Below are 18,010 nucleotides of genomic sequence, written 5' to 3'. Positions count from 1 at the left end.
ATTATTCAGCCGCCTCCAGAACCGCGCCGTGATCAAGCGCGCTCGCCGTATACTGGTCGATGCGCTTTTCGATCTCGGGACGGAAGTTACGGATCAGACCCTGCACCGGCCATGCGGCGGCGTCGCCGAGCGCGCAGATGGTGTGGCCTTCGATCTGCTTCGTCACCTGGAACAGCATGTCGATTTCGCGCTTCTGGGCATTGCCCTTGGCCATGCGCTCCATCACGCGCCACATCCAACCCGTGCCTTCGCGGCAGGGCGTGCACTGGCCGCAGCTCTCATGCTTGAAGAATGCGGAAATACGGGCGATCGCCTTGATGACGTCGGTGGACTTGTCCATGACGATCGCGGCGGCCGTGCCGAAGGAAGAGCCGACGCCGCGCAGGCCGTCGAAATCCATCGGGCAGTCAATGATGTCCTTGGCCGGAACGATCGGGCAGGATGCCCCGCCCGGAATGACGGCAAGCAGGTTGTCCCAGCCGCCGCGGATGCCGCCGGCATGGCGGTCGACCAATTCGCGGAAGGTGATGCCCATTTCCTCTTCAACCGTGCACGGCTTGTTGACATGGCCGGAGAGCATGAACAGCTTGGTGCCGACATTGTTCGGACGGCCGATGGCCGAGAACCAGCCGGCGCCGCGGCGCAGGATCGTCGGCGCAACGGCGATCGATTCGACGTTGTTGACCGTCGTCGGGCAGCCGTAGAGGCCCATATTGGCCGGGAACGGCGGCTTCAGGCGCGGCTGGCCCTTCTTGCCTTCGAGGCTTTCGAGCAGTGCGGTTTCTTCGCCGCAGATATAGGCGCCGGCACCGTGATGGACGAAGATGTCCATGTCCCAGCCGAGCTTGTTGTTCTTGCCGAGTAGACCATAATCATAGCATTCGTCGATCGCCGCCTGCAGCGCCTCGCGCTCGCGGATATATTCGCCGCGCACATAAATGTAGGCCGCATTGGCGCCCATGGCGAAGCTCGCCACGACACAGCCTTCGATCAGCGTATGCGGATCGTGGCGCATGATGTCGCGGTCCTTACAGGTACCGGGCTCGGATTCGTCGGCGTTGACGACGAGGTAGTGCGGCCGCCCATCGCTTTCCTTCGGCATGAAGGACCATTTGAGGCCCGTGGGGAAGCCGGCGCCGCCGCGACCGCGAAGGCCAGACGCCTTCATCTCGTTGATGATCCAGTCACGGCCCTTTTCCAGGATTTGCTTGGTGCCGTCCCAGTGGCCGCGGCTCATCGCGCCCTTCAGGGACTTATCCTTGAGGCCGTAGATGTTGGTAAAGATGCGGTCTTTATCTTGTAACATGCTTCACCTCTTACCGCGGCTTCTTGCCGAAGACCTTGATATATTCCGCTTCCCCGCCCTTGGCGAGCGCCTTGGCCTGCTTGACCCAGTCATCGCGCTCGATGCGGCCGCGGAAATTCAGATAGCCGTCGACCCATTCGCGTTCGGCCTTCTTCCAACCTGCGACCTGCGAGAAGGTGAAGATGCCGATTTCGTTTAATGTCGCCTCGATCTTCGGGCCGACACCCGAGATCATCTTCAGATCGTCCGGGGCAGCGGGCTTTTCGATGCCGGCCGGACGGTTCTTGTCGGTCAGAGCAGGCTTTACCGTCGGAGCGGCTTCGGCCTTGACGGCAGTCTCCGGCGCCGGCTCGGCAGCCACAGTGCCGGAGACCGGCTGCTCCTCGGTTGCCTTTGCGTTTTTCGCAGCCGCCTTCGGCGCCGTTGCAGGCGTCTTCAGAGCAGGATTGGTCTCGGCATCCGTGCTCTTCGGGCGGGCCGCCTCGGAGGGCGGAACCGGAGCGCCGTCGACTGGGACCGAGACGGTTTCGGCATCGGCCTTCTTGGCGCGCGCCCTTGCCTTCGGCTCTTCGGTCGTCAGCGAGGTCGGGCCGCCTTCAGGCGCCGAAAACACCCGGTCGATCTGCGTGCCGGGCTTGATGCTGGCGCCATTGCCGGCGGCAAAGATGTCGATAATCTCTTCGAGACGCTCTGGCGTCAGATCCTCATAAGTGTCCTTGCCGATCATCACCATCGGCGCATTGACGCAGGCCCCGAGACATTCAACCTCTTCCCAGGACAGCGTGCCTTCGGCATTGCGCTCGAAGGCATGGGCATGGATCTTGCTCTTGCAGACCGACATCAGCGCTTCCGAGCCGCGCAGCATGCAGGGCGTCGTGCCGCAGACCTGCACATGGGCGCGGGTACCGACCGGATGCAACTGGAACTGCGTATAGAAGGTCGCAACCTCGAGCACGCGAATATAGGCCATATCAAGCATGTCGGCGATCTTTTCGATCGCCGCGCGTGTGACCCAGCCGTCCTGCTCCTGCGCCCGCATCAACAGCGGGATGACCGCCGATTGCTGGCGGCCGGCGGGGTATTTCTGGATCGTCTTGTCCGCCCAGACCGCATTGTCATCGCTGAATGCGAATGCGGCAGGCTGGAATTGATCTTCGGCTAATCGACGAACGGACATTCTTTCTCACGCCTTGTCAGTTTAGGGTTCCACACCGCGAAGCGGTCAAAGACTGCATTTCGCAGGCATAGGCCGACTGGTCTTTTTGCATAAACACTACGAATTTGCTGCCGTTCGGAATGGCAGCCTTGATCTGATAGCCCTTGGACAGAAGCTCGCCCATGGACGATTGCTGCGCCGGCGGCGTCTCTTCCTTATGGCCCAGCGGCGTGCCAAGGCTATCGGACTCCTGAGCCGAAACCCCGGATGCCGAAAGAAGGATTACAACGGCCAGCGGCAGAAGCTGCATCAGCGGTCCACCTCGCCGAAGACGATGTCGAGCGAGCCGAGGACGGCAGCGACGTCGGCAAGTTGGTGGCCGCGGCACATGAAGTCCATCGCCTGCAGATGGGCGTAACCCGGCGCACGGATCTTGCAGCGATAGGGCTTGTTGGTGCCGTCGGAGACGAGATAGACGCCGAACTCGCCTTTCGGCGCTTCGACGGCAGCATAAACCTCGCCGGCCGGCACATGATAGCCTTCGGTATAGAGCTTGAAGTGGTGGATCAGCGCTTCCATCGAGCGCTTCATCTCGCCTCGCTTCGGCGGCACGACCTTGCCGTCGATCGACGAGAAAGGACCGGTCCTGGCATCCGAGAGCAGGCGGTTGACGCATTGCTTCATGATACGGACCGATTCGCGCATCTCGATCATACGGATCAGATAACGGTCGTAGTTGTCGCCATTCTTGCCGATCGGGATGTCGAATTCGAGATCGGAATAACATTCATAGGGCTGGGCGCGACGCAGATCCCAGGCCGCGCCCGAACCACGCACCATGACGCCGGAAAAGCCCCAGGCCCAGCACTCCTCCAGCGAGACGACGCCGATATCGACGTTGCGCTGCTTGAAGATGCGGTTGCCGGTCAGCAGGTTGTCGATGTCGTCGAGCGCCTTCAGGAACGGGTCGCACCAGGCGCCGATATCCTGCACGAGCTGTTCGGGCAGATCTTGGTGGACGCCGCCCGGACGGAAATAGGCGGCGTGCATGCGCGAGCCGCTGGCGCGCTCATAGAACACCATCAGCTTTTCACGCTCTTCGAAGCCCCAGAGCGGCGGCGTCAGCGCGCCGACGTCCATGGCCTGCGTCGTGACGTTCAGGAGGTGCGAAAGGATCCGGCCAATTTCCGAATAGAGCACGCGGATCAGCTGGCCGCGGATCGGGATCTCGATACCGAGTAGCCTTTCGACGGCTAGCGCATAGGCATGTTCCTGGTTCATCGGCGCGACATAGTCGAGGCGATCGAAATAGGGTACGGCCTGAAGATAGGTCTTGGTCTCGATCAACTTCTCAGTGCCGCGATGCAAAAGGCCGATATGCGGATCGACTCGCTCCACAATTTCGCCGTCAAGCTCCAGGACAAGACGAAGAACGCCGTGCGCCGCCGGATGCTGCGGTCCGAAATTGATGTTGAAGTTGCGGACGTTATGTTCGGTCATTTGCAAGCGCTCCGCTATTGCAGGCATTAGCCAGTGGGCAATAGGCAATAATGTAGTTTTTAGATCCTACTGCTTCGCCTTCTCATCGCCCGGCAGCACATATTCCGTGCCTTCCCAGGGAGACATGAAGTCGAAATTGCGGAATTCCTGTTTCAGTTCCACTGGCTCGTAGACGACGCGCTTTGCCGCGTCGTCGTAGCGCACTTCGACAAAGCCAGTTGTCGGGAAGTCCTTGCGCAGCGGGTGGCCTTCGAAGCCGTAGTCGGTCAGGATGCGGCGCAGGTCCGGATGGCCGGTGAAGAGCACGCCATACATGTCCCAGGTCTCACGCTCGAACCAGTCGGCGCCGGGATAGACGGGGCAGGCCGAAGGAACCGGCGTATCTTCATCCGTTGCGACCTTGACACGGATGCGCAGGTTCTTCTTCGGCGACAGCAGGTGGTAGACGACGTCGAAACGCAGCTCGCGCTGCGGCCAGTCGACGCCGCAAATATCGATCAGGTTGACGAAACCGCATTTGGCGTCGTCGCGCAGGAAGGTCAGCAGCGCGACCAGGTTTTCACCCGTCGTCGTCAACGTCAGTTCGCCATACTTCATCTGCGATGCGGCGATCAGGTTGCCGCGCGCTTCGCCAAGGTAGGACGCAAGCTCAGTCAGGGCTTCACTCATATGCCTTGTCCTTAACCCTTAGCGTTCGATCGTGCCGGTACGCCGGATCTTCTTCTGCAGCAGAAGCACGCCGTAAAGCAGCGCCTCTGCCGTGGGGGGACAGCCCGGCACGTAGATGTCGATCGGCACGATGCGGTCGCAGCCGCGCACGACAGAATAGGAATAGTGATAATAGCCGCCGCCATTGGCGCAGGAGCCCATCGAGATGACATAACGCGGCTCTGGCATCTGGTCATAGACCTTGCGCAGAGCGGGCGCCATCTTGTTGGTCAGCGTGCCGGCGACGATCATTACGTCGGACTGGCGCGGCGAGGCGCGCGGCGCAAAGCCGAAGCGCTCGACGTCATAACGCGGCATGGACAGCTGCATCATTTCGACGGCGCAGCAGGCAAGACCGAAGGTCATCCACATCAGCGAGCCGGTACGGGCCCAGTTGATCAACTCATCGGTCGAGGTGACGAGAAAACCCTTGTCGGCAAGCTCGTTGTTGATCTCACCGAAAAATGGGTCGTTGCTGCCGATCGGCTTGCCGGTCGAGGGATCGATGATCCCCTTTGGCTGCTGTGCGACAAGCGGCTGATTGCTCACAGGGGCTACTCCCATTCCAGGGCTCCCTTCTTCCATTCATAGATAAAGCCGATGGTCAGCACGAGAAGGAAGACCATCATGGACCAGAAGCCGAACCAGCCGATGGCACCGAAGGAGACGGCCCAGGGGAAGAGGAAGGCGACTTCCAGGTCGAAGATGATGAAGAGGATCGACACGAGGTAGAAACGGATGTCGAACTTCATGCGGGCGTCGTCGAAAGCGTTGAAGCCGCATTCGTAAGCCGAGAGCTTTTCCGAATCGGGCGCTTTAAAAGCCACGGCGAACGGCGCAATGAGCAGCGCCAGGCCGATAACGAGCGCAATAGCAATGAAGATAGCGATCGGAATATAAGAACTGAGCAGTTCAGTCATCATGTTCATCCCTGCTTGCCGGTGACGCCAGGCGGCGCATTTGGGCAAATGCCCGGCAAGCGAACGTGCGTTGCAACAAGCCGTGGTTAGCGCAGCCGAGGCCCCGGCGCAAGACTTTTACAGAGGCAATTCGACGCGTGTCGCGCGGACATTATCAAGCAGATGCAACGATGTCGCGACAAATCCGTGCAAGCCGTTTGAACCTGCATGCCTGACCATCGGAAACTGCATGGCTTTCGGAAGAAATGGCGCGAGTGACGGGGCTCGAACCCGCGACCTCCGGCGTGACAGGCCGGCACTCTAACCGACTGAGCTACACCCGCGCATTGATCGGCCATTTTGCGGCCGCAAGGATGAAATGAACCGGACAAACGACAAATCGCATTTGCGTTTTACAAGACTTGAAATGGCGCGAGTGACGGGGCTCGAACCCGCGACCTCCGGCGTGACAGGCCGGCACTCTAACCAACTGAGCTACACCCGCAATTCATTTCAAGCAGTCCGGATGCCTTCGCACCCTCTCCAAAACGGCTGCCCGTTTCGATGAGCGGCTAACTACGGGGTTCGCCTTTTAGTGTCAAGCAGGTTTGGAGACAAAACCATGGCAGTCCGCGAATTGTTTCGGCGGGTTGGGCGCCATACGAACAAAAGCCGCCACTTCCGTCTTCCGTAGCGATGCTCACGCGCAGACACAGCGCCTTCGAAACGGAGATGCTCGCCGCCCTCCCCCTACTTTTCCACAGCCGAACCGAGCCTAAGGGGCATTGCAAGACAGGGGACCACCAACAAAAAATCAAAAAATCTTCACAAACACTCTTGCGGTTTTGCCGCGATCCGCATAGATCACGGCCACCAACGCGGCAGGCCGATCCGGCTTCGTTTGCGATGGGCGATTAGCTCAGTTGGTAGAGCGCCTCGTTTACACCGAGGATGTCGGGAGTTCGAGTCTCTCATCGCCCACCATTTCTAAAGTTTCCCGCTGCTGTTCATCAGACTAGGCTTCCGAATTAGCTCGCTAATCCGGCCACGATCTGCGCAAGGTGTTTTGTCAGGAGACACCTCATGAAAACCGTTGCCATCATCTCTACGCTGCTTCTCGCCAGCGTGGCTGCGCCGCCATGCATTGCCAGAGAGCCGGCGCAAGAGGTGTTCCTATCTGCCGGTGATCAGACGATCACGACATCGGGAGAAACCCCGGCGCGTGAAGCCAGAACATATCTCCTGAGGATGCAGTCAGATCTGCCGATTAACTTTTCGGTCGATGCAGACAATTCAGCCTGCAGCTTGGAAATCAGCAAAGCCAGCCAGCGCGGCGTTTTAAGCACGATCAGCCGATTCCCCGCATCTTTCAGAGACAGCGGTCAAAGTGGCGATAAATATACGTTTTCGTTTTTCCAGAACCGCGTTTCATTTATGAGCGGCGCCCGATGCGCCTTCTCATTTTCTCTGACGCAGATGTGACCGTGTGATTGGGGTGATGGGCATCCCTCGCCGTTTGGAGGACACCGATCGCCTGCCATTTCATGGCGATTACATCCACGCCGAAAACCCACCCGCTGCCCATCGATTCGTCATGACTCTCCCTATCCGGTGAACCGGCTGAGCGATGCCCCGCGGCGGCACGCCACGGTCCGAGTTGTGGGCAGGACTGCGTTCTCGATGCGGCATCCGGCAAGACGTTCCGGCGCAGCAAGGCGTTACGCTCGGCAGCTTCGGATGCGCGCCATCCCGGCAGTGCTCCACCAAACGGACTACTCCCGGCCGTCACGCCACCTCCTATTGGGCGAATGGATGGGCGTCGGCAAAAGTGGGAGAATTCGCCGCTCGGAAAGTCTCCGCGCTTGAAGGCTTACGACGCCTGGAGGTGTGCCATGAGGACCCTATGCTCCGCATTGACGCTGTGCATCGCGATTGCTCTTTGCGCGCCAAGTGCAAGGTATGTCATCCTGCCCGGATATGCATTCAAGACGAATCCGACATGCCAGCGCCACGAACCAAAGACGAAATTCGACAAGAGGTGCGACTGGCCGAGAGTGGGCTTCAAGGACTTTACGCCCCCGCTTGTGACCGTGCTTGGGATCTGAGGATCTTGGAACGGCGCGGGATGCGCCTTGTCATTTTCTCCGGCTGAGATGTGAGAGCGTGATCGGGGTAATGAGCATCCCGCTGTCCGGTGGATGCTCATCGCCCACCATTCATCCCTTCGCCAGTTCTTTATCCACAGCGGAAACCAGCCGCGAATCGTCTGCGGTCACATCCGGCGCGAAGCGGGCGACGACTTTGCCGTCGCGGCCGATCAGAAACTTTTCGAAGTTCCAGAGGATGTCGTCCTCGTCGCTGCCTGTCATGCCGTGGGATTTCAGACGTTCGCGCATCGGGCCGTCGCCCGTCGTCTTCACGCCCGACTTGGTCAGTTGCCGGTAAAGCGGGTGCTGGGCCTCGCCCTTGACCGAGATCTTCGAGAAGATCGGGAAGGTGACGTCGTAGGTGCTGGTGCAGAAATCGAGGATCTCGGCGTCGGTGCCGGGCTCCTGGCCCTTGAAGTCGTTGGCGGGGAAAGCGGCGATGACGAAGCCGCGCTCGCGCTTTTCGCCATAGAGCTTTTCCAGCCCCTCATATTGCGGCGTGAGCCCACATTTCGAGGCCACATTGACGACCAGGAGCACCCTGCCCTTGTATTCGTTGAGCGTGGTCTCGCGACCATCCACTGTTTTGACCGGGATATCCAGCACATTGCCCGTCACGGGAACCTCCAATTTCGTAAGGATATGTTTCGCCAAGTTTAGCGATATCGCCGCTGTTGTCATCAGCGTCGGGATCAACTTGGCCTCCACAGGACGCCGATGCGGCTTCCGGCCGCACCGGGCTTCAGCACCTCAGGCGGGAGACGTTTCCTTCACGTCGTCGAGCAGGAAGTGCACGACGAGATAATCCGTCTTGTAATGGCGGCCACTGTCCGACACGGAATCGACGCTGCCGCCGTCCTTCGGGTGCCACGCGTGGTAATGGGGATTGGTGGTGATCAGCGTGATGGCCTTGCCATCTCTTTCGCCAAGCCGGAAGCGCATCTCGGCGAGCGGCCAGATCCGCTCGTAATCCTGCATGGTGATTCGCGCCTTCAGCGCCTTGCGCTGCAGCGGCGCTTCGCCGGCCTCGGCTGGTGTTTCCAACATCACCTCCTCAGCTCCGCTGATGATGGCGTTGAATTCTTCAGGCCACATGCGTCTCATGAAATCGCTCCTCCCGAGGCTTTTTCGTCAGTTCACAGATGGAACTTAGCGGTTTGTTCGAAAGAAGCAAATTCCTGTCATGCGGTTGTCATCGGTGCCGGCTGCTCCTACCTTCCCGTCAAACCGCATCAGGGCCGTCAGTCGCCCGCAATCCCGAGATCAGAGATGAAGACACGTGAAGAAAGGCAGGCGCTCCGGGCGAGCATGCCGCGCACTCCGCTCAGCGCCCATCATATGGAAAACGCCCGGCTGCTGCCGGATCGCGGCGAACTGCTCTACCGGATTCCGAACGGCGGCATCGGCGTCGAGGTGGGAGCCGCCTTCGGCGAATATACGGCAGAGATCCTGGAAAAGAACCGCCCGGCGCAGCTCTATCTCATCGATCCCTGGTCGATGGACCGCTACAGTTCCGGGCTCGACGCGATCCACACGAATTTCGCGGCCGAGATCGGGGCCGGACGGCTGCATCTGATGCAAGGCACATCGCTCGACAAGCTTGCCGAATTTGAGGACGATTTCCTCGACTGGGCCTATATCGATACCGATCATTCCTTCGAGCTCACCTGGCAGGAACTCTTGCTCTGCGAAAAGAAGGTGAAACGGACGGGGCGCATTGCCGGGCATGATTTCTGCACCGGCAATACGGTCAAGCCGATCGTCTATGGTGTCGTCGAGGCGGTTACCAAATTCTGCAAGGATTATGGCTGGCAATTCGAGTTCCTGACGGTCGAATCGCACGCGCATTTTTCCTATTGCCTGAAGCGGCTCTGATCAGGCCTTGCCGGAATATTGCTCGTCGCTAACGTGCTCCATCCAGTCGACGTGGCGGCCGTCCAGAGCCTCGTGAACGGCGATATGCGTCATCGCCGTGTCCGGGGCAGCACCATGCCAATGTTTTTCGCCCGGCTCAAACCAGACGGTATCGCCGGCATGGATCTCCCGGACGTCCCCACCCCAGCTCTGGACGAGACCCTTGCCTGATGTCACGATCAGCGTCTGGCCGAGCGGATGCGTATGCCAGGCCGTGCGGGCGCCGGGTTCGAAGGTGACGGAGACCGCCCTCGCCCGTGCCGGCGCCGGTGCTTCCATCAGCGGATCCTGGCGAACGGCGCCGGTGAAATAGTCGGCCGGTGGCTTCGTCGAGGGGCGAGAGCCGACGGGTTTGATCTCCATGATCTTTCCTTTTCCATCCATGCGGTTGAAGCCTTGTAGCAGAACGATATTTCATCGGGGCGACCAATCATAGCCTGATCGACATTGCCGCAAAGTCACCCGGCTGATAGTGCCAGTGTCTTTCATCAGCGCGTCGCATCTTGCTTGAATCATGCGACGCGCTTTGGCTCTTTGTTTTTATGCATGTCGTTGTCCCCGCACACTTCCGGGCGACATGCGGTAGGGAGGACATTTCATGAAACACCATGCTTTTGGCCGCATGCCCTTCACCGTCACCAATGTCGGCTTCGGCGCCTGGCAGATCGGCGGCTCCTGGGGTGATATCAGCGAGGCGGACGGGCGCGCGGCGCTGAATGCCGCGCTCGATGCCGGCATGACCTTCATCGATACGGCTGACGTTTATGGCGATGGCCGCTCGGAAAAGATCATCGCCGACGTGCTGAAGACGCGCGGCGGCGAACGGCCGATGGTCGCCACCAAGGCGGGCCGCCGCCTCAACCCGCATGTCGCGGAAGGCTACACAAAGGCCAATCTCGAAGGCTTTATCGACCGCAGCCTCATGAATCTTGCCGTCGACAGTCTCGACCTCGTGCAGCTCCACTGCCCGCCGCGCAACGTGCTTTACCAGCCCGATGTCTTCGAGGGCCTGAACGAACTGCAGAAGGCCGGCAAGATCAAAGGCTACGGCGTCAGCGTCGAAAAGGTCGAGGACGGCCTGAAGGCGATCGAATATCCCGGCGTCGTCAGCATCCAGATCATCTACAACATCTTCCGCCAGCGCCCCGATCACCTGTTCTTCCAGGAAGCGCGCCGCAGGAATGTGGCGATCATCGCCCGCGTGCCGCTCGCGAGCGGCCTTCTCTCCGGCAAGATCACCAGGGATACACATTTTGCCAGCGACGACCACCGCAATTTCAACCGCAACGGCGAAGCCTTCGATGTCGGCGAGACCTTTGCCGGCGTTCCCTTCGAGGTCGGCCTGCAGGCGGTGGAAGAGGTGCGCAAGCTGGTGCCCGAAGGCGCGACCATGGCCGCCTTCGCGCTCCGCTGGATCCTGATGAGCGATGCCGTCACCGTCGTCATCCCCGGTGCCCGCAATGCCGAGCAGGCCAAGGCCAACGCGGCCGCCGCCGAACTTGCGCCGCTTTCGGCCGATGTCATGGCGGCCACGCGCGAGATCTATGAGCGGCTGATCGCGCCGCATGTGCATCAGCGCTGGTAGGCCATCGACATCCCAAATGACCGAAATGCAAAATGGCCGGGTTTTTGCCCGGCCATTTTCATGCGGTGGAACCGTCAGAAGCTCAGTTCGTGCCGACCAGTTCGACCGGGAAGAACAGGGTCTCGCCGGAGGAATCGCTGACGCCGTCATTGTCGGTGACCGCGTAGGGTTTTCCCGATGCGTCGAAGGTGAAACCTTCGAGTTTGTCGAGCACATAGCCGTTGGTGGCAGCCTTGAGTTCGCCGAGGAAGTCGTGGGCTTCGGTCTTCTTGACGACCGGCAGCCCGGTCCCGAGCTTGGCGGGCTTCAGTTCCGAAATCGCCACTTTGTAGAGCTTCTTCAGCCTGGCGGCGTCGCCGACGAGGTTGTCGCGCTCGATGATGTAGACGCTGTCGCCCTGAGCCGAGATTTCCGACAGGCCGACCCAGCCGCTTTCCGTCTTGTCGAGCGGATAGCGAACGGCACCCCATTCCTTCTTCTTCGGATTGTAGGAGACAAGCTTGACGAAGCCCTTCTCGTCGTCGTTCCACTCACGCTGGACCGCCATCCAGAGCGTGGTGTCGTCGCCGGTGCCGACAATAGTCACGCCTTCGAAACCGTAGCGGATTTCGTTGGCGACGAGCTCCTTCGGCAGGGCGATCTCGGCCTTGATGTCGCCCTTGGCGTTAATGTTGTAGAGGGCGTGCGGGACGAGACGCTCGCTGTAGCCTTCCGAGGCCAGCCAGAAGGAGCCGTCGGCGGCAGCCGCAATGCCTTCGATGTCGAGCTTCTGGGCCGGGGCGCCGTCACGCTTGACGACGAGGGCGTCGGTGATGATGGCCGGCTTCTTGCTGGCGTCGATCGTGTAGATCGTCGGCTGCGAACTGAGAACGCTGTCGCTGACGGCATAGAGCATGCCCGGCTTGCCGGGAACCGCGGCGAGACCCGAAAGGGCTGCGAAACCGATCGGATTGCCGTCCTTCTCGGCGGAGACGATCTGCGGATAGGCCTTCTCGCCTTCGGAGCGCTCGTAAATCATCACATGCGAGCGCGTGCCGCCGTCCTTGCCGAGATCGACCTCGTTGGCGGTCGCAAGAAGATTGCGAGCGGGAATGGCGATCGCGCCTTCCGGCGAAATGCCTGATGGCAGCAGCTGGACGAGTTCGGGATCGGCGCCGGTATCTTTGAAAACGCCGACCACCGAGGCTCGCTCGGCGAGCAGGAAGAAATACTGGTCGTCGCCGAACTTGGCGACTTCGAGGCCTTCCGGCTCGACGCCCTTCGATCCCGAGCGGCTTTCCGGATAGTGGCCGATATGGGCGACGGCGCGTTCGAAGGAGGCGCCCGATTCGTAGAGAAGCTTGCCCGTCTTGTCGAAGATGGTGAAGCCGCGCGAGCCGCCCTGGTAGTCGCCTTCATTGGCGACGACGAGGCGGTTGTCGTCCAGCCACTTCACGGCGTCCGGTTCGCGCGGCACGCCTTTGGCTTCGCCTGAGAATTTCAGGGCGCCGTCACGCTTGGTGTCGATACCGATGAGATCGACACTGCCGGCGGAGAAATGCGTCTTCACTTCAGCCGTGTTGGCATCGACGATGACGATCTCGTTGTTTTCTTGCAGCGTCAGGGCAATCTCGTTCAGGCTGTTGAAGGCGACGAATTCCGGCTCCGGATCCTCCGGGGCGACGCCGGTAAGCCCGGTCAGCGCCACGTGCTTGATGGTGCCGCAATCGACAGTGCCGTTCTTCACCTGGAAGACGACGAGGTCGCCGGCCGGCATCTGCGGGATCTTGCCGTCATTGACGTCTTCGTCGCGCTCGTTTTCGATCGCGATGGTGCCGAGCGTCTTGTCCTTGTTGAGGGCGATCGAATCCGGCTGGCCGCCGAGATCGCACGTGTTTTCGATCTTTTTGGTCGCCACGTCGACGATCGCGAGACGCCCCGAGGGCTTTGCCTTGCTTTCGGAAGTGTTGACGGCAACGAGCGCCTTGCCGGCGCTCGAGGTGACCGAGGTCGGCTCGCCGTCCAGCATCAGCGCGCCGCCGGCCTTCGGGGCCTTGGCATCGGTAATGTCGATAAAGCCGATCGCGCCGAGCGGGCTGTCGCTATAGATCAGCGTGTTGCCGTCGTCGGTCGCGGTGATGATTTCGGCCGAGCTCACCGAAAGCTTGTCCTTGTCGGCCGGCAGGTTCTCGGCGACCGGGAAGGACGCGATGCGGTTGAAAACCGGCTCGGCAGCGGCCGGAAAGGCAACGGATGCGAGAAGCACGGCAGCAAGTGCTGCCTTGCGCGATGAAGTTGTCATGAAATCCCCCATGTGTCGAACATTCGAAACATGAGTTTTCTGCGCGAGCGGCATGACAGAGGCATGACAGATGCGGCATTTTGCGTCAGATCATGTCAGGCGAGTTTCCGCTCCCGGCGCATCTCATTTCGCATGATGAACAGCGAAGCAGACAGGATGAGAGCCGCTCCCAGCCAGAGGTAGCCCGCCGGCGCATAACCGAAGAACAGCCAACCGGCCAGCACGTTCAACGGCAGTTTCAGATCGTCGAACGGCTGGACGTAAGCGGCATCCGCTGCGGCATAGGCAAGCGTCAGGAAATACTGCGCTACGGCAGTCAGCAGCCCCGCCAGCAGGAACAGGCAAGGGTTGCGCCCGTCGGCACTGCAAATCCTGCCGCAAGCGCCAGCCCGCCATTTATCGGCGTCAGCAGAACGAGCAGCCAGACAGTGATCGTCTCCGGCTGTTCGATTCCCGTCAGGCTCTTGGTGATCAGCGACGAGGCGCCCCACAGCAGCGCCGAGAGCACAGGCAAGAGAGCCGCCCAGCCAAAGCCGTCCGACCATGGCTGCAGGATGATCATCGCTCCGGTGAAGCCCGCCGCCGTCGCAGCCCAGCGGGCCGGGCCGACGCGCTCACCGAGGAAAAGCCGGGCGCCCAGAATGATGAAGAAGGGCGAGGTCATCACCAGTGCGATCGCCTGCCAGATCGGCACTGTGGCAAGGCCGGCGACCCAAGCCTCGACGCCGAGCGCGGCAAGCACGACGCGCGCGAGGTGACGCCAGGGATAGCGCGTCCTCATCGCCGCAAGGCCGAGCCTCTTCAGGAACGGCAGAGAAAACAGGAAGGCGAAGCCATATTGCCAGAAGGCTGCCGAGGCCGAGGGGAAGGCAAGCTTCATCGTCAGCCATTGGGTGATGACGTTGAGAAGCGAAAAAGCAATACCGGCAAGGACCATCCAGAGTGCACCGACAACGGCGCGGGACGGCGAGACTGCAAGGGAAGTCTGATTCATGTCTTTCATCCGAAAACTACAGCGCCGCGCGTCTTTTCAGACGCGCAAAGGACGCTGTAGAACTTTAAATTGCTGCATAATTTTAATCCTTAAATCGATTCCGATTTAAGGAATTATGCAGGGACCAACATAAATCAGGACGCATGAGCCACGGACGGGCGACACAGAGCAGATCCCTGCCCTTCGCACGACCGACACTCATTCTCTTTCATCCGGACTTTAACCGTCGGCTCCGGAATCGCACCGGATCTGCTGACCCTTCCTCCGCATGGGCGCGGAAGGAGGCGCTCGCGGGCTCAGGCCGAAACCCTTACCGCCGGTGGGGAGTTTCACCCCGCCCTGAGAACAGAAATGTCGTAGATCAAAGCCCACGCGGCGGCAATACCCGCCCAAACAAAAGGGGCCCGGCAAAGCCGAACCCCTCTCAAATCCTGCACAGCCGGTCTCGTTTCCGGCTGGTGGATAATCTCAGATCAGCCGTTGACGGCGTCCTTCAGGCCCTTGCCGGGCGTGAATTTCGGCACGTTGCGAGCCGGAATGTCGACTTCAGCGCCCGTGGACGGGTTACGGCCCTTCGTTGCAGCGCGATGAGAAACGGTGAAGCTGCCGAAACCCGCGAGGCGGATGTCGCCCTTGTTCTTGAGTTCAGCCTGGACAACGTCAAAAACCGCGTCAACAGCGGAAGCCGCGTCAGACTTCGTCAGTCCTGCCTTTTCGGCTACTGCGGACACGAGTTCATTCTTGTTCATGTTTCCACCCCTTTCTAAATGGTATGAAACGACTCAAAAGTAAGCTAGGCGCAGAATAGGTTTCATCAGGCCCGCCGAAAACCCAAAAGCCCTGCAAATCAAGGAAAAGCAAGCGTCTACATGACGTTTTCACAAAAAAGGCTGGCGTTTCCGCCAGCCTTTTTCCGTGTTTTGCGCCAATGGGGCATAAATGTGGCAAAGGCCGCTCAATGCGCTATGGTTGCGCCTGTCTCGTCGAGGCCTTCGACCGTTGCGATGACCGGGGTTTCCACCGTGCCGTCCCATTCGATCGGCTCCGGCCGCCGGATCAGTGCGTGCTTGATCACCTCGCCCATGCGGGATACCGGGATGATCTCCATATTGTTCTTCACGTTGTCCGGAATCTCCGCCAGGTCCTTGGCGTTTTCCTCCGGAATCAGCACCTTCTTGATGCCGCCGCGAAGTGCAGCTAGCAGCTTTTCCTTGAGACCGCCGATCGGCAGCACACGGCCGCGAAGGGTGATTTCACCGGTCATGGCCACATGCCTGTCCACCGGGATACCGGTCATGATCGAGACGATCGCGGTTGCCATGGCGACGCCGGCCGAGGGGCCATCCTTCGGCGTCGCGCCTTCCGGCACGTGCACGTGGATGTCGCTCTTGTCGAAGCGCGGCGGCTCGATGCCGAAATCGACAGCGCGCGAGCGGACATAGGAGGCCGCTGCCGAGATCGATTCCTTCATGACTTCCTTCAGATTGCCGGTGACCGTCATGCGGCCCTTGCCCGGCATCATCACGCCTTCGATGGTCAGCAGCTCGCCACCGACTTCCGTCCAGGCAAGACCGGTCACGACGCCGACCTGATCCTCGCCCTCGGCTTCGCCATGGCGGAAACGCGGGACGCCCAGATAGTCGGCGATGTTGGCGGCCGTAACGTGAACGGACTTCGTCTTGCCCTTGATGATCTCGGTGACCGCCTTGCGGGCGAGCTTCATCAGTTCGCGTTCGAAGCTGCGGACACCGGCTTCGCGGGTGTACTGCTGGCTGATCGCCATCAGGGCGTCGTCGCTGACCGAGAATTCTTCCGGCTGCAACGCATGTTCCTTGATGGCCTTCGGCAGCAAGTGCCGCTTGGCGATTTCGCGCTTTTCATCCTCGGTGTAGCCGGCGATACGGATGATCTCCATGCGGTCCATCAGGGGCGCTGGAATGTTCAGCGTATTCGCCGTCGTGATGAACATCACATCCGACAGGTCGTATTCGACTTCCAGATAGTGGTCCATGAAGGTCATGTTCTGGGCCGGATCGAGCACTTCGAGCAGGGCCGAGGACGGATCGCCGCGATAGTCCTGGCCGAGCTTGTCGATCTCGTCGAGCAGGAAGAGCGGGTTGGACTTCTTCGCCTTCTTCATCGACTGGATGACCTTGCCGGGCATCGAGCCGATATAGGTGCGGCGGTGACCGCGGATTTCAGCTTCGTCGCGAACGCCGCCAAGCGCCATGCGGACATACTCACGGCCGGTCGCCTTGGCGATCGACTGGGCGAGCGAGGTCTTGCCGACGCCCGGAGGGCCGACAAGGCAGAGGATCGGGCCCTTGATCTTGGTGGCGCGGGCCTGCACGGCCAGATATTCGACGATGCGCTCCTTGACCTTGTCGAGACCGAAGTGATCGGCTTCGAGGATCTTCTCGGCATTGTTGAGATCGGCCTTGATCTTCGACTTTTTGCCCCAGGGGATGCCGAGCAGCCAGTCCAGATAGTTGCGCACGACGGTGGCTTCCGCCGACATCGGACTCATCTGACGCAGCTTCTTCAGCTCCGCATCGGCCTTTTCACGGGCCTCCTTGGACAGCTTGGTCTTGGAGATGCGCTCTTCCAGTTCGCTCATCTCGTCGCGGCCTTCCTCGCCGTCACCGAGTTCCTTCTGGATCGCCTTCATCTGTTCATTGAGGTAGTATTCGCGCTGGGTCTTCTCCATCTGGCGCTTGACGCGCGAGCGGATGCGCTTTTCGACCTGCAGAACCGAGATCTCGCCTTCCATGAAGCCAAGGGCCTTTTCGAGGCGCTGCTTGACGCTGGTGGTCTCCAGCATCTCTTGCTTCTCGGTGATCTTGATCGACAGATGCGACGCGACCGTATCGGCGAGCTTGGAATAGTCGTCGATCTGGCTGGCGGCGCCGACCACTTCGGGCGAAATCTTCTTGTTGAGCTTCACGTAGCTCTCGAATTCGGAAACGACCGAACGCGACAAGGCTTCCAGCTCGACCGGATCGTCGTGCGGCTCCTCAAGCACATGGCCGAGCGCCTCATAGAAATCCTCGCGGCTGGTATAGGTGTCGATCTCGGCGCGGGCGCGGCCTTCGACCAGAACCTTCACGGTGCCGTCGGGCAGCTTCAAGAGCTGCAGCACGTTCGCCACGGTGCCGACATTGTGAATCGCGGAAGGATCCGGATCGTCATCGCTGGCGTTGATTTGCGTGACCAGCATGATCTGCTTGTCGGAACCCATGACCTCTTCGAGCGCACGGATCGATTTTTCCCGTCCGACGAACAGCGGCACGATCATATGCGGGAAAACCACGATGTCGCGCAGGGGCAGAACAGGGTAGGCAGTGCTGCTCGCTACAGACGTTTTCTTCGTCATTTTATGTCCTTTCCATCGTCCCGTTGCCGGGCTCTCTGCACGGCCGCTTGGGACCGGCCGGCACTCTCACTTGTTGCTACAAGTGGAGGTTCTGACTACGCTTTTCAAGCCACGCAAACGCCCGCGTCCCTCGGATGTGACAGCTTT

The 18,010-nt window shown here is 60.3% G+C and carries 17 protein-coding genes, 3 tRNA genes, 1 pseudogene and 1 riboswitch; of the genes and pseudogenes, 5 read left to right on the top strand and 16 right to left on the bottom strand.

The features are described 5' to 3' along the window. Position 1: 1 nt before the first annotated feature. The 9 genes from nuoF to G9X64_RS10875 form a co-directional block, all read right to left on the bottom strand. Positions 2-1,306, bottom strand: coding sequence for an NADH-quinone oxidoreductase subunit NuoF (gene nuoF, locus G9X64_RS10915; protein ID WP_003558451.1), 1,305 nt, complete (start codon positions 1,304-1,306; stop codon positions 2-4). A gap of 10 nt (positions 1,307-1,316) precedes the next feature. After that, positions 1,317-2,483, bottom strand: a complete 1,167-nt coding sequence (locus G9X64_RS10910) for an NADH-quinone oxidoreductase subunit E (protein WP_168310727.1) — start codon at positions 2,481-2,483, stop codon at positions 1,317-1,319. 16 nt (positions 2,484-2,499) lie between these two features. Further along, positions 2,500-2,772, bottom strand: coding sequence for a hypothetical protein (locus G9X64_RS10905; protein ID WP_012756961.1), 273 nt, complete (start codon positions 2,770-2,772; stop codon positions 2,500-2,502). Continuing rightward, a complete protein-coding gene (locus G9X64_RS10900; protein ID WP_168310726.1) occupies positions 2,772-3,962 on the bottom strand; it encodes an NADH-quinone oxidoreductase subunit D in 1,191 nt (396 codons plus the stop codon). The genes G9X64_RS10905 and G9X64_RS10900 overlap by 1 nt, the downstream gene beginning before the upstream one ends. 66 nt (positions 3,963-4,028) lie before the next feature. Further along, entirely contained in the window at positions 4,029-4,631 is a 603-nt protein-coding gene (locus G9X64_RS10895; protein ID WP_003558447.1) for an NADH-quinone oxidoreductase subunit C, read from the bottom strand. An 18-nt stretch (positions 4,632-4,649) separates the two neighbouring features. Beyond that, on the bottom strand, positions 4,650-5,234 hold the full coding sequence (locus G9X64_RS10890) for a NuoB/complex I 20 kDa subunit family protein (RefSeq protein ID WP_003547368.1): 585 nt from the start codon (positions 5,232-5,234) through the stop codon (positions 4,650-4,652). Continuing rightward, complete coding sequence (locus G9X64_RS10885) at positions 5,225-5,590, bottom strand: NADH-quinone oxidoreductase subunit A (RefSeq protein ID WP_010055493.1); 366 nt, start codon at positions 5,588-5,590, stop codon at positions 5,225-5,227. The genes G9X64_RS10890 and G9X64_RS10885 overlap by 10 nt, the downstream gene beginning before the upstream one ends. A 246-nt stretch (positions 5,591-5,836) precedes the next feature. Then, positions 5,837-5,913, bottom strand: a tRNA-Asp gene (locus G9X64_RS10880). Between the two features lie 84 nt (positions 5,914-5,997). Next, positions 5,998-6,074 (bottom strand) — tRNA-Asp (locus G9X64_RS10875). Positions 6,075-6,477: 403 nt separating this feature from the next. Here G9X64_RS10875 and G9X64_RS10870 point away from each other — a divergent pair. From G9X64_RS10870 to G9X64_RS37095, 3 genes are all read left to right on the top strand, one after another. Continuing rightward, a tRNA-Val gene (locus G9X64_RS10870) sits at positions 6,478-6,553 on the top strand. A 99-nt stretch (positions 6,554-6,652) separates the two neighbouring features. Further along, positions 6,653-7,051, top strand: a complete 399-nt coding sequence (locus G9X64_RS10865; RefSeq protein ID WP_168310725.1) for a hypothetical protein — start codon at positions 6,653-6,655, stop codon at positions 7,049-7,051. 410 nt (positions 7,052-7,461) lie between these two features. Then, positions 7,462-7,674 (top strand): hypothetical protein, encoded by a 213-nt coding sequence (locus tag G9X64_RS37095; RefSeq protein ID WP_168316327.1) that lies wholly within the window; start codon positions 7,462-7,464, stop codon positions 7,672-7,674. A gap of 111 nt (positions 7,675-7,785) precedes the next feature. On the opposite strand, the gene G9X64_RS10860 is transcribed toward G9X64_RS37095, so the two are convergent. Next, positions 7,786-8,334 (bottom strand): glutathione peroxidase, encoded by a 549-nt coding sequence (locus G9X64_RS10860; RefSeq protein ID WP_168310723.1) that lies wholly within the window; start codon positions 8,332-8,334, stop codon positions 7,786-7,788. Positions 8,335-8,466: 132 nt separating this feature from the next. Next, complete coding sequence (locus G9X64_RS10855; protein WP_018241586.1) at positions 8,467-8,820, bottom strand: hypothetical protein; 354 nt, start codon at positions 8,818-8,820, stop codon at positions 8,467-8,469. 165 nt (positions 8,821-8,985) lie between these two features. Here G9X64_RS10855 and G9X64_RS10850 point away from each other — a divergent pair, with 165 nt between their 5' ends. Continuing rightward, the gene (locus G9X64_RS10850) at positions 8,986-9,591 is read left to right on the top strand and encodes a class I SAM-dependent methyltransferase (protein WP_168310722.1); all 606 of its coding nucleotides are present in this window, start codon (positions 8,986-8,988) and stop codon (positions 9,589-9,591) included. On the opposite strand, the gene G9X64_RS10845 is transcribed toward G9X64_RS10850, so the two are convergent. Next, a complete protein-coding gene (locus G9X64_RS10845; protein ID WP_168310721.1) occupies positions 9,592-10,014 on the bottom strand; it encodes a (R)-mandelonitrile lyase in 423 nt (140 codons plus the stop codon). It abuts the gene before it with no gap. Between the two features lie 214 nt (positions 10,015-10,228). Here G9X64_RS10845 and G9X64_RS10840 point away from each other — a divergent pair, with 214 nt between their 5' ends. Beyond that, positions 10,229-11,215, top strand: a complete 987-nt coding sequence (locus tag G9X64_RS10840; protein WP_168310720.1) for an aldo/keto reductase — start codon at positions 10,229-10,231, stop codon at positions 11,213-11,215. 82 nt (positions 11,216-11,297) lie between these two features. Here the strand turns inward: G9X64_RS10840 and G9X64_RS10835 are convergent, their stop codons facing one another. From G9X64_RS10835 to lon, 4 genes and pseudogenes are all read right to left on the bottom strand, one after another. After that, positions 11,298-13,508, bottom strand: coding sequence for an esterase-like activity of phytase family protein (locus G9X64_RS10835; RefSeq protein ID WP_171376550.1), 2,211 nt, complete (start codon positions 13,506-13,508; stop codon positions 11,298-11,300). Between the two features lie 83 nt (positions 13,509-13,591). Beyond that, positions 13,592-14,499, bottom strand: a pseudogene (ribN, locus tag G9X64_RS10830) (riboflavin transporter RibN). Between the two features lie 187 nt (positions 14,500-14,686). Next, positions 14,687-14,841, bottom strand: a riboswitch (FMN riboswitch). Positions 14,842-14,963: 122 nt separating this feature from the next. Next, positions 14,964-15,239 (bottom strand): DNA-binding protein HupB, encoded by a 276-nt coding sequence (gene hupB / locus G9X64_RS10825; protein ID WP_003558438.1) that lies wholly within the window; start codon positions 15,237-15,239, stop codon positions 14,964-14,966. Between the two features lie 206 nt (positions 15,240-15,445). Beyond that, positions 15,446-17,863 carry an endopeptidase La gene (lon, locus tag G9X64_RS10820; RefSeq protein ID WP_025394086.1) on the bottom strand — a complete coding sequence of 806 codons (2,418 nt, stop codon included), beginning with the start codon at positions 17,861-17,863 and terminating at the stop codon, positions 15,446-15,448. Between the last annotated feature and the right edge of the window lie 147 nt (positions 17,864-18,010).

This window comes from Rhizobium sophorae (genome assembly GCF_013087515.1).
GTDB classification, from domain to species: domain Bacteria; phylum Pseudomonadota; class Alphaproteobacteria; order Rhizobiales; family Rhizobiaceae; genus Rhizobium; species Rhizobium sophorae.
The sequence above is the reverse complement of the archived record's forward strand: the minus strand, read 5'-3'. Positions and strand labels throughout refer to the sequence as shown.